Annotated in this window: 11 protein-coding genes; 9 read left to right on the top strand and 2 right to left on the bottom strand. The window is 43.9% G+C overall.

Annotated features, from left to right (window positions below):
• The 3 genes from F4V45_RS01050 to F4V45_RS01040 all read left to right on the top strand — a co-directional run.
• Positions 1-986, top strand: a 986-nt coding sequence (locus F4V45_RS01050) for an MBOAT family O-acyltransferase (RefSeq protein WP_150336664.1), incomplete at its 5' end; no start/stop codon positions are given.
• An 8-nt stretch (positions 987-994) separates the two neighbouring features.
• Positions 995-2,101 (top strand): hypothetical protein, encoded by a 1,107-nt coding sequence (locus F4V45_RS01045; RefSeq protein WP_150336663.1) that lies wholly within the window; start codon positions 995-997, stop codon positions 2,099-2,101.
• A gap of 64 nt (positions 2,102-2,165) precedes the next feature.
• Positions 2,166-2,840, top strand: coding sequence for an outer membrane beta-barrel protein (locus F4V45_RS01040; RefSeq protein WP_150336662.1), 675 nt, complete (start codon positions 2,166-2,168; stop codon positions 2,838-2,840).
• 66 nt (positions 2,841-2,906) lie between these two features.
• On the opposite strand, the gene F4V45_RS01035 is transcribed toward F4V45_RS01040, so the two are convergent.
• Both F4V45_RS01035 and F4V45_RS01030 read right to left on the bottom strand, forming a co-directional pair.
• Positions 2,907-3,395, bottom strand: a complete 489-nt coding sequence (locus tag F4V45_RS01035) for an acyltransferase (protein ID WP_150336661.1) — start codon at positions 3,393-3,395, stop codon at positions 2,907-2,909.
• Entirely contained in the window at positions 3,376-5,076 is a 1,701-nt protein-coding gene (locus F4V45_RS01030) for an N-6 DNA methylase (protein ID WP_150336660.1), read from the bottom strand. The genes F4V45_RS01035 and F4V45_RS01030 overlap by 20 nt, the downstream gene beginning before the upstream one ends.
• Before the next feature lie 95 nt (positions 5,077-5,171).
• Here F4V45_RS01030 and hisA point away from each other — a divergent pair, with 95 nt between their 5' ends.
• From hisA to pssA, 6 genes are all read left to right on the top strand, one after another.
• Positions 5,172-5,897, top strand: coding sequence for a 1-(5-phosphoribosyl)-5-[(5-phosphoribosylamino)methylideneamino]imidazole-4-carboxamide isomerase (hisA, locus tag F4V45_RS01025; RefSeq protein ID WP_150336676.1), 726 nt, complete (start codon positions 5,172-5,174; stop codon positions 5,895-5,897).
• Positions 5,898-6,019: 122 nt separating this feature from the next.
• The gene (locus F4V45_RS01020; protein ID WP_023929097.1) at positions 6,020-6,394 is read left to right on the top strand and encodes a chemotaxis response regulator CheY; all 375 of its coding nucleotides are present in this window, start codon (positions 6,020-6,022) and stop codon (positions 6,392-6,394) included.
• A 72-nt stretch (positions 6,395-6,466) separates the two neighbouring features.
• On the top strand, positions 6,467-7,510 hold the full coding sequence (gene prmA, locus F4V45_RS01015; RefSeq protein ID WP_150336659.1) for a 50S ribosomal protein L11 methyltransferase: 1,044 nt from the start codon (positions 6,467-6,469) through the stop codon (positions 7,508-7,510).
• Positions 7,511-7,566: 56 nt separating this feature from the next.
• Positions 7,567-9,477, top strand: coding sequence for an ATP-dependent zinc metalloprotease FtsH (gene ftsH, locus F4V45_RS01010; protein ID WP_150336658.1), 1,911 nt, complete (start codon positions 7,567-7,569; stop codon positions 9,475-9,477).
• Entirely contained in the window at positions 9,478-10,080 is a 603-nt protein-coding gene (locus tag F4V45_RS01005; RefSeq protein WP_150336657.1) for a phosphatidylserine decarboxylase, read from the top strand.
• Positions 10,077-10,814, top strand: a complete 738-nt coding sequence (gene pssA / locus F4V45_RS01000) for a CDP-diacylglycerol--serine O-phosphatidyltransferase (protein ID WP_150336656.1) — start codon at positions 10,077-10,079, stop codon at positions 10,812-10,814. Before F4V45_RS01005 ends, pssA begins: the two co-directional genes overlap by 4 nt.
• Positions 10,815-10,866: the final 52 nt, after the last annotated feature.

Here is a 10,866-nt window from a genome sequence, read left to right as displayed (position 1 = left end):
CTAAAGGCTTATTCATCTTCTCCATAGGCTTATTTAAAAAAGTAGTAATCGCCGATAGCTTTGCTAAATGGGCGAATGCTGGATTTAGTGCAGTAGAAAATGGAGCTATTTTAAATTGCTTAGAATCTTGGGCAACAAGCTTAAGCTATACCTTTCAGCTCTATTTTGATTTTAGCGGATATTGTGATATGGCAATAGGGTTGGGGTTGTTATTTGGCATTGTTTTACCTATCAATTTTAGCTCACCTTATAAGGCATTGAATATTGCTGCATTTTGGAGAAATTGGCATATCACTTTAGGGAGATTTTTAAAAGAGTATCTTTATATCCCATTAGGGGGCAATCAAAATCTAGCCTATAGACAAAGTAGATTCTATGTGGCTTTGAACAACCTGCTTACTTTAAGAAATCTTTTTATAGTCGCATTTTTAAGCGGAGTATGGCACGGAGCTGGGTGGGGCTTTGTGATATGGGGGAGTTTGCACGGGGTGGCAATGGTGGTGCATAGAATTTATATGCTTTTATATAAAAAGCTAGATTCTGCAAGTCTCTATGTGCGATTTATGCAAACTAGAATCTATATCCTGCTTTGCTGGATTCTTACATTTAATTTTATCAATATCGCTTGGGTGTTTTTTAGGGCAGAAAATATACAAGGCGCGGTGAATTTATTACAGGGTATGTTTTTTGGCTCTTTAGTGCTGCCAAAGAGCCTAGAGTCTAAGCTTGGGGCTTTAAGCGAGTGGGGGGTGGAGTTTGGTGTGATGTGGATCGCAAATGTAGTGAAGTTTGAGAGCTCTATTTTTATGGTGATTTTCTTAGTCGCTGGCTTTGTGATCACGCTATTTTTACGCAATAGCTGTGAAATTGTTAGCAACTTGCGACTAAGAGTCTATAACGCCACTTTCTGCGCCATTTTACTGAGCATTTCTCTGTGCTATATCGGTGGCAATGATTATAGTGCGTTTTTATACTTTAATTTCTAGGAGTTGTGATGTCGCATAGATCATTTGTGCTATGGGTGATTGCGCAGGCGGTGGCGTGTGGTGTGGTGATTGTGGGGCTGCTTTATATCTATGATCCTTTGCAGCTCTATCATAAGCCATACTTCCGTGAAAATGCTTTCACTGATGATACGAGAGTGCAGAATAAGGGCATTATCACGCATTATGACTTCACACACTATATTCTAGGCTCGTGTATGCTGCAAAATATCCTAGCAAGCGAGATGGAGCAGAATCTAGATGGAGCGTGGGTAAATATCTCTATGGCAGGAAGCTCATTTGACACAAGGGCGGTGATTTTGCGCTATTTGCTAGAACATAAGCAGCCAAAGCATATTGTGTATTCTTTAGATGATTTTTCTCTCATATCACCAAGTCCTAGCAAGACAGACTCCTTTGACTATCTCTATGATGAAAATCCATACAATGATATAAAGATCTATATGAATAATAAGTTTCTTCTCTGTGCGCTTAGCTTCTCTAGCGCGAAAATCTGCACAGGGGTAAAGGATCTTAATATGCTTCTGCCGTGGGCGTTGGTCGATGAAAGTGGGGTGACAGATCTCTTTGGCGGGTTTGATAATTGGATAGCACACGAAAATGATAGGGTACAATCGATGATGGAGAGTCTAAGGAGCTTTGATCACGCACCTTTTACTAAGCTTGATAATACTTCTAGCACTGATACAAGAGCCACTAGAATCTATCTACAAACTTACCTTTTGTCCTTCATTAAGGAGCACCCAAATACGCATTTCTCTCTCATTATCCCCCCATACTCGCGCTTACATTGGCGGATACACGGGAGCGATAAGCTCGCTAAATGGCAAGAGTCTATCACCTATCTCACCCAAGAGATTGCCGAGCTGCCAAATGCTAGTATGTATGGCTTTGATGATTTAAGCTACACTACACAAATTGCAAACTATATGGACCCAGAGCACTATAATATCGATATGAATAGAATCTTTATCCAAGCCTTGAGAGAGCGCACGCATATTATCGACAAAGCCAATGTCTCTAGCTACCTTTGGCAAATGGAGCAAAATATCCGCGATTATGATGTTGTGCCATTTACCACTATGTTAGCCAAGTAGCTTGCGCTTAAGTCATCTTGTGCTAGAATCTGCTTTCCACTACACCTAAAAGGCAGCTTCAATAATGCGCGCTTATCAAGGCATATTTGGCATAGTATTTTTATTTGTTAGCATTGTGCGGGCATTTGCAGCGAGCGAGCCACCATCTAGCCAAGTAGCTTGCGATGATCTCTGTCAGGCAGTAACGGAGCGCACCGCCATAAGCCGCCAAAAAAGCGGGAAATACATAGGGCTAGGCGTGGGCGTGAGCTTGCTTAGTAGTGCTAAAGGTGATGGGGGCATTAGTATCAGCAACAACATTGCTAGCCCGTATGATAATCTTATCCCTATTCCGTCATTTGGGATACGCGCAGGCACGATGAGTTTTTTTAATCGCTATATAGGCGTGCGCGGATTTTTTGGCTTTGATATGGGGTTTGGCAAGCATTCTGGTATGCTTACTATGCTTTCTTTAGGGATTGATGCAATCGCGGAGTTTCCTGTTTCTAAGGAGCATAGTGTCTTTTTAGGGGGGATTTTGGGGATTGGAGCTGATGCCTATCTCTACTATGACCAAAAGGACTATAACCGCTGGAGTAAAATGAAAAAGGCTGGAGAGGTCTTTATGCAAGCGGGATTGACAGCAATGGTAGGCAAACATAGTCGCATTAACCTTATCTATCGCTTCTTGCCAGCGCGCAGGGCATCGCACTTTAGCCCTGCTGGGATAGTGTCGCTGGAGTATGGGTTTAAATTTTAGCCCTTTAGATTCTGTCTAGACCTAGAATCTAGCTAGATTCTAGCATTTGGACTCTTGGGCTAGATTCTAGGCTTGTGGGAGATCGCGCAGCTTTCTTGCGGGATTGCCTATATAGAATCCAGACTCTGTAATATCTTTTGCCACAACTGCTCCTGCGCCAATTACGACATTATCACAGATGCTAACGGGTAGAATCGTTGCATTGCTCCCTATGCTGACATTTTTACCTATGCGTGCGCCTTTCCACTGGCTTTTATGCTTTGCTGGTGCGCCATTAGCAAAAGTATCGTTGATAAACATTACTCCGTGTCCTATGAAGCAGTGATCATCAATGTGTGTGAGTGAGCAGATGAAGCTGTGGCTTTGGATTCTACAATGGCTACCTATGGACACATCGCTTTGGACTTCGACAAATGGACCGATGAAGACATTATCACCAAAGGTGCATTCATAGAGATTCACAGGCTCGATCACGCAGAGATTCTTGCCGTGCGTGATGTCGCGGATACAAGAGTGCTTGATGGTTAGATCTTGCTTATTGGTTTGCTGGGTCATAAGGGCGTGCTTTGATGGAGTGGATTGTGGAGTGGATTACTTGGAGCTGGTCGCGCAGGGCATTAAGCTCTTGCAGGGTGGCTTGGGCATTGTGTGCATAAGTGCTTGGGATAAGTAGGCTGGCTAGATTTTGTGTATGGATCGTGCCATCAGCACCTGTTTTATACAAATGTGCTAGGGCTTGCTCCCCTTGCTGTGAAAACAAGTAGCAATATAAGCCTTGCGCTATGGCTTTGCTAGGAGCGCGTAGCACGATGATCCCAGCATTGACGACACTTTTATGCGTGATTTTTCCTAGGATTGTAAGTTTTGGGCTAATGCCACGAAGTGAGAGCAAAATATCATAGGAGCGCACTTGGTATTTGTTGATTTTATCCTTATTGCCGCGCTGTTTTTTGGTTTGAAAGCTCTCTGTGTAGCCACAAGGTGCAAAATCAGCAATCCCTATGTCAAAAAACTCTATCGCCTCATCTTTTTGCGTGCCATAGGTTCTCTGCCCGCGGAAGATTTCTATGCCAAGATCTCTAAGTGTGCGGGCTGTGGATTTTGCCGGGGTGGCGCGCTCTTTGACATAGCTGTGTGCGCGTAAATCTTGGGGGTTTATGGAGATAATTGGCGTTAGGCTTGAGTAGGGGCTTTGGGATTTGGTGTGGTAGAGATGCAGGATCTCTTGGATATTGATTAGGCGATTATACTTGCCATCTTTGGTGTAGAAATGCTCACTACTTGCATCAATATGTAGAATCTGCTTGTTGTTGTGCGAGATTACAAGCAGGGAAAAATCGTGGCTTTGGTGGGGGAAGATGTTTTTAGGCAGCTCGATGATGGCTTCTATCATCTCATCTTCGCATAATTTATCGCGCAGTCGTTTTTCTAGGGAAGATTTCATCAAGGTTTGATTGCGCACGATAAATACGCCCTTTTTCCCAAGGTGCGCGAGTGAGTGGAGTAAAAATACTAGCTCGGGGTAAGTTTTAATCAAACTGCCAGCAGTGCTAAATCGCTCATCATCTTTAAGTAGCTCTGTGCCTAGGTGGGCGTTTAAGGGAGGGTTGCATAGGATTTTGTCAAACTTTTTGTAGCCAGAATCTTGCGTGAAAATTGGGTGTGCTAAGATGTCATTGACATAGAGCTGGCTAGATTCTAGCGCACTTAGCTTGGCGACAATGCGTGCAATAAGCGAGAGCTTAGGATCAAGCTCTTCACCATAGAGCGTGATAGACTCTGCAATGTATGCAAGACTTAGAAACACGCTCCCCATACCATAGCAAGGGTTGTAAATGCTCTCTCCTACTTGCATATCCAAAATCCCTACCAAGAGCTGATTGATCTCATAGGGTGTGGAGTAGAAGTAGAGCTTGTTGGCTGTTTTTTTCTGCGTGATGATATGGAGAAACTGCTCTATGGTGCTGTGCGATAGCTTGGCAGTAGCAAGGAGCTTTAGAATCTTGTGCGGATTGATTTTAGGGCTTGGCTCTATAAGCAGCTCTGGCTCAATGAGTGCTCGTAGCTCCTGTGTTAGTGCCTCATAGGCTTTGGGCTTTTGAAGCTTTAGTATTTGCTCAAGTCGCTCTGGCTGCTTAGATTGCAAGAAAAATAGCTCCATCATCACTGCTATGGCATCAAGCATATCGATATGGTAAGATTTGAGATACTCAAAGCACTTGAGCAGATTCTGCATAGGAACTCCTAGAGATGCTAATGAAATAAGGCAAGAATTGTAATATAAAGACTATAATTTGTAAAACTATCCAATCTACTAAGGGGGTGCTTATGCTGGAGATTTTCCCAGCGATTGACTTACAAAATGGGCAGGCTGTGCGATTGTATAAGGGCGATATGCGGAGTGCCACGATCTATGGAGATCCGTGTGTGTTTGCCAAAGGATTTGAGCAAGATGGGGCAAAATGGGTGCATATAGTCGATCTTGATGGGGCATTAAGTGGTAAAAGTGAGAATCTAGCTGCCATAGAATCTATCCGTAAAAATACAAAGCTTTTGCTTCAGCTGGGCGGGGGGATTAGAGATGAAGAGAGCATTAAACGCTATCTTGACTTGGGGATTGATCGCTTAATTTTAGGCTCTCTCGCTGCGAACTCGCCAGAGCTTGCTAGGTCGCTTGCAGAGAAATATCCCATAGCAGTAGGGATTGATGCGATCAATGGCAAAGTCGCCATCAACGGCTGGGTAGAATCTAGCAGTATAGATGCGCTGGATCTAGCTAGATTCTACCAAGGCAGCAGGGTGCAAGCACTTATTTGCACAGATATTGGGCGAGATGGCGCGCTTAGCGGGGTGAATGTGGATTTTAGCGTAGCTATGGGGAGGGCAAGTGGGCTGCCCATCATCGCAAGTGGAGGGCTTAAAGACGCACAAGATATAGCCTCTCTCTCGCAAGCTTTTATTGCGCATAGTCTGCAAGGTGGCGTGATTATCGGTAAAGCATTGTATGAGAAACGAATCGATTTGCCAGAAGCTTTTATGCAGGCACAAAGAAAATGAGATAAATTTTGTAGTTTTATGCTATGATTCCAAATTATTACTATCCATTGAATTATCTCTGTGGTGTCTTTGCAAGCGTTAGGGTTGCGGAGATTCCTTGATGATCCATATAAGGAGTTGCTTTGAAATTGTTAGTTGTTGATGATAGTTCGACTATGCGCAGAATCATTAAAAACACTTTGCAGCGTTTGGGGTATGAAGATATTTTGGAGGCTGAGCACGGCGTGGAAGCGTGGGAGATTATGGATACAAAAGAGGGGATTGGCGTGCTAATCACAGATTGGAATATGCCAGAGATGAATGGGCTTGATTTGGTGAAAAAGGTGCGCGCCGATGACCGCTATAAGGAGATTCCTATCATTATGGTAACCACTGAGGGCGGGAAGTCCGAGGTTATAACCGCACTTAAGGCTGGTGTGAATAACTATATCGTCAAGCCATTTACGCCGCAAGTTTTGAAAGAAAAGCTTGAAGTTGTGCTTGGGGTTAATGACTAGCCCAGCACTTTTGATCCGCTGATTTATCTTGCATTATTTGCTTCACTAGGACCTTACTAAAGCTCAAAGCCTATGCCACAGCACGCTAGCACTAACTCTCACACCTATGCAGAGATGGTATGTATCCCAACGGATTGTTGTGAGATTTTCGCGGATTTTATCGTGCAGATTACAGGTGAGGCACTTGAAGAGATAGCCACTAGCACACTGGCTGATTTGTCTGCATTTAGATTCTATAATGTTTCACAAGATGATAGAGACTCTATGCTTGCAGCACCGCGGCGAGCGTTACCACGCCAAGCTCTTGTGATCCGCTCTTTGTATGACCCTAGCTCTACGCCTTTGCGTGATTATGCGTGTGGGGGGTCTGTATGGATAGATGATGAGAGCGATAATCTTAGTGATAAGACGCTTGTGCAGGCACTGGAATCTTTCGCTTGTGTGGTGTCGCAGCGACTCGGGCGCAAGGTTGGGTTCGCTTATGCAGTGGAGCATAAGTCTAACCAAGACTGGATCGCACTCTATCAGGCTGGTATTACTCCTTTAGAGTGTGGTAGATTCTATATCCGTCCATCGTGGCATTTGCCTAAAAATGGGAGAGAAAATATTGTGATTGATCCAGCCTTGGCGTTTGGGTCTGGACATCACGCAAGCACTTTTATGTGTATATCATTGCTATCTGCTATGGATCTTGCTAGTAAGCATTGTCTTGATGTAGGGTGTGGGAGTGGGATTCTAGGCATTATTATGGCAAAGCAAGGTGGCATTGTCGATGCGTGTGATGTGGATATGCTGGCTGTGGAAGAAACACGCAAGAACTTTGAAAAAAATGGCGTATGTGCGCGTAAAGTTGAGCAGGGCTCTTTGGCAGATATACTGCTAGAATCCAGCGCGCTCCATTCTTATGATGTGATTTGTGCAAATATTGTAGCTGATGTGCTTGCGTGTATGCGTAATGACTTTGTTGCTGCCTTAAAGCCTAGTGGCGTGTTGATTCTCTCTGGGATTCTTGAAGAAAAATGTGAATGGATTTTGGAGATTTTTGGCGATATGCAGCTTTTACAAAAAGAGCATAGAGATGAGTGGCTGAGTCTTAAGTTTGCATTGGTAACATAAACATTATGCAAAATATACTATAATGCAAGGATCTAAGCAGTTATAAAGAGGAAGAAATGGCGCAAAATGATAATCCAAATAATGATAAAAAGCCACCAATGAAGCAAAATCCTATCTTGCTTTTTGTGGTATTTGCGATTGTGGCTATGCTTGTAGTGAAATTTACAAGTGCAGATTCTAGCTTAGGCGGCTTTGGTGCAGGTGCTAGTAGGAATATCGAATATTATGAGCTAAAGCAGCTCATTGCAACCAAGCAAGTGCAAAATGTCAGCATTGGGCAGAGTATTATCAAAGCAAGTGGGATTGATGCAAGTGGTGCAAAGGTCGTATATGTCGCACGCAAGGTCGCTGATCCTTCACTTGTGCCGCTGCTAGAAGAGCATAAAATCAGCTATGGCGGTTTTAGCGAGTCGAATTTCTTCACAGAGACACTTGGCTGGCTGCTGCCTATTTTTGTGTTTTTGGGCTTGTGGATGTTTCTAGCAAGCAGAATGCAAAAGAGTATGGGCGGGGGGATCTTTGGTATGGGCAGTAGCAAGAAGCTTGTCAATGCCGAGAAGCCCAAGGTGAAGTTTGATGATATGGCAGGAAATGAAGAGGCTAAAGAAGAGGTTGTAGAAATTGTAGATTTTCTCAAATACCCCGACCGCTACGCTGCTGTTGGCGCGAAAATCCCCAAAGGCGTGCTGCTTGTGGGACCTCCGGGCACGGGGAAAACTCTCCTAGCCAAAGCTGTGGCTGGAGAAGCGAATGTGCCGTTTTTCTCTATGAGTGGGAGTAGCTTTATAGAGATGTTTGTAGGGCTTGGGGCGAGTCGTGTGCGTGATTTATTTGAAATGGCGAAAAAGGAAGCCCCTAGCATTATCTTTATCGATGAGATTGATGCTATAGGGAAGTCGCGCGCTGCTGGGGGAATGATTAGCGGCAATGATGAAAGAGAGCAGACGCTCAATCAGCTTCTAGCAGAGATGGACGGCTTTGGCAGTGAAAATGCTCCTGTCATCGTGCTAGCAGCGACCAACCGCCCTGAAGTGCTAGACCCTGCTCTTTTGCGTCCGGGGCGATTTGATAGGCAGGTGCTTGTAGATAAGCCAGATTTCAATGGGCGTGTGCAGATTCTTAAGGTGCATATTAAATCTGTCAAATTAGCGCGTGATGTGGATTTGGAGGAGATAGCTAAGCTTACAGCTGGGCTTGCTGGAGCAGATTTGGCAAATATCATCAATGAAGCGGCATTGCTCGCTGGACGCAATAACCAAAAACAAGTCTCCCAAGCAAATCTTAAAGAAGCAGTTGAGCGCGGGATCGCTGGACTAGAGAAGAAATCTCGTAGAATCTCCCCTAAGGAGAAAAAGATTGTCGCCTACCACGAGAGTGGGCACGCATTAGTAGCTGAGATGACAAAAGGTGCTTCCAAAGTTAATAAAGTTTCCATTATCCCGCGTGGTATGGCAGCACTTGGCTATACGCTTAATACCCCAGAAGAAAACAAATACCTTATGCAAAAGCACGAGTTGCTTGCAGAAGTCGATGTGCTGCTTGGGGGTAGGGCGGCTGAAGATGTCTTCTTAGGTGAGATTTCTACTGGAGCGAGCAATGATTTGGAGCGTGCTACTGATATACTTAAGGCGATGATTAGCTACTATGGTATGACTGATGAAAATGGGCTTATGGTGCTAGAGAAGCAGCGCAACGCATTTTTAGGCGGGGGAATGGGGAATGCTAGGGAGTTTAGCGAGAAAACAGCAGAATATGTAGATGTATTTGTGCGCAAGACTTTAGATGAGCGTTTTAAGGCTGTGAAACAGCTCCTGCAAGAATATAATGGTGCTATAGAATCTATGGTAAAAGAGCTTTTTGATAAAGAAGTCATTGATGGTGATAAGGTGCGTGAGATCATTGAGGCGTATGAGCAGGAAAACAATATGCCATCGCGCATCATTAAGGAGCAAGAAGAGGAGGTATAGATGAGCAGTATCCAAATCATCACGAGAGAGTCTTTTCTTGGTATTATGTGGTTTATTGTATGGATTGTGCTTTGTCGCGTGTTTGATTTTTCTCTAGGGTTTTTGCTTGGTGTTGTGCTGCTGCTTGCTTGGCTTTGGGCTTTTAGAAATCCAGAGCGAACACCTATTGATAGGGGTGATGATATTGTGCTGGCACCTATTGATGGGACTATTAGCAATATTGAGCATAGGCAAGGCACTACGCGTATTAGTATTGATGTATCATTCTTTGATGTTGGACTTGTGCGCGCACCCCAAGAGGTTGAAACTATTACACTTGAGAAAAAATTTGGGCTTGTGGCGTATTTTTCTCCATTGCAAAAGGAGCTAAATGAAGTGATGCGTGCAGATATTATCGGCAAGATTTCTTGCTCGATATGGTTGTATCCTAAAGTGTTTAAACACACTAGATTTTATGCTCCAATCGCCTATCGCTTGGGCGAGAGAATGGGCTTTATGAAAGTTGGCACATTGGTTTTGGAGCTTCCAGATTCTGTGGAGATTCGCGCGCATATTGGTGATAAGCTTAAAGGCGGTGTGAATGTCTTAGGATATATCAAATGAATATCAATCCTTTGTATGCTCTGCCAAATTTTTTTACAGCAGGGAGCATATTCTTTGGGATTGTGAGCATTATGCTTGCATCTAACTCCTTGTTTGAGCAAGCGGCGTGGCTTATTGTGCTGTCGATGATTTTTGATGGGCTAGATGGGAGGGTGGCTCGGCTTACCAATACTTCAAGTAAATTTGGCGTGGAGTTTGACTCTCTGGCTGATATTGTAGCATTTGGTGTCGCTCCTGCTATGCTTGTGTATTATTATCTGCCAACAACAGGGGCAAACTATGGGCTTGATGGCGTATATGGCTTGTATCGTGTGTTTGTCTGCGCACTTTTTGTGATTTTTGGCGCAATTCGCTTGGCGCGATTTAATGTAACGACTTCAAATACTGAGCCAAATACTTTCATCGGGCTGCCTATACCATCAGCTGCTGTGATTGTGGTGCTGTGGATTCTAGCTGATTTGCGCTATGGGTTTTTAGCACCACACTATGGCTATGTGCTTTTGATTATTGCCTTTATTGTAAGCATTCTTATGGTGAGCAATATTCGCTACCCTAGTTTTAAAAAAATCGCGTGGAATCTAAAAATTTTTGTCATAATGCTTATTGTCATCGCAGCTATCATTAGCTCTAAGTTTTATGTAGAAGTGCTGTGTGTGCTGATGAGTGCGTATGTGTTGTATGGGGTTGGGCGGTGGTGCTTTTTGCTATGTAGAATGATGATAAAACGGGTATAGATTCTACTTGTCCCGTGTCTTTGGTGGAGTTTATGCGCTCTTAAGGTTCGTA

It is taken from the genome of Helicobacter canis (genome assembly GCF_008693005.1).
In the GTDB taxonomy this organism is placed as follows: domain Bacteria; phylum Campylobacterota; class Campylobacteria; order Campylobacterales; family Helicobacteraceae; genus Helicobacter_B; species Helicobacter_B canis.
Note: the sequence above shows the minus strand (reverse complement) of the source record. Positions and strands in the feature narration are given on the sequence as shown.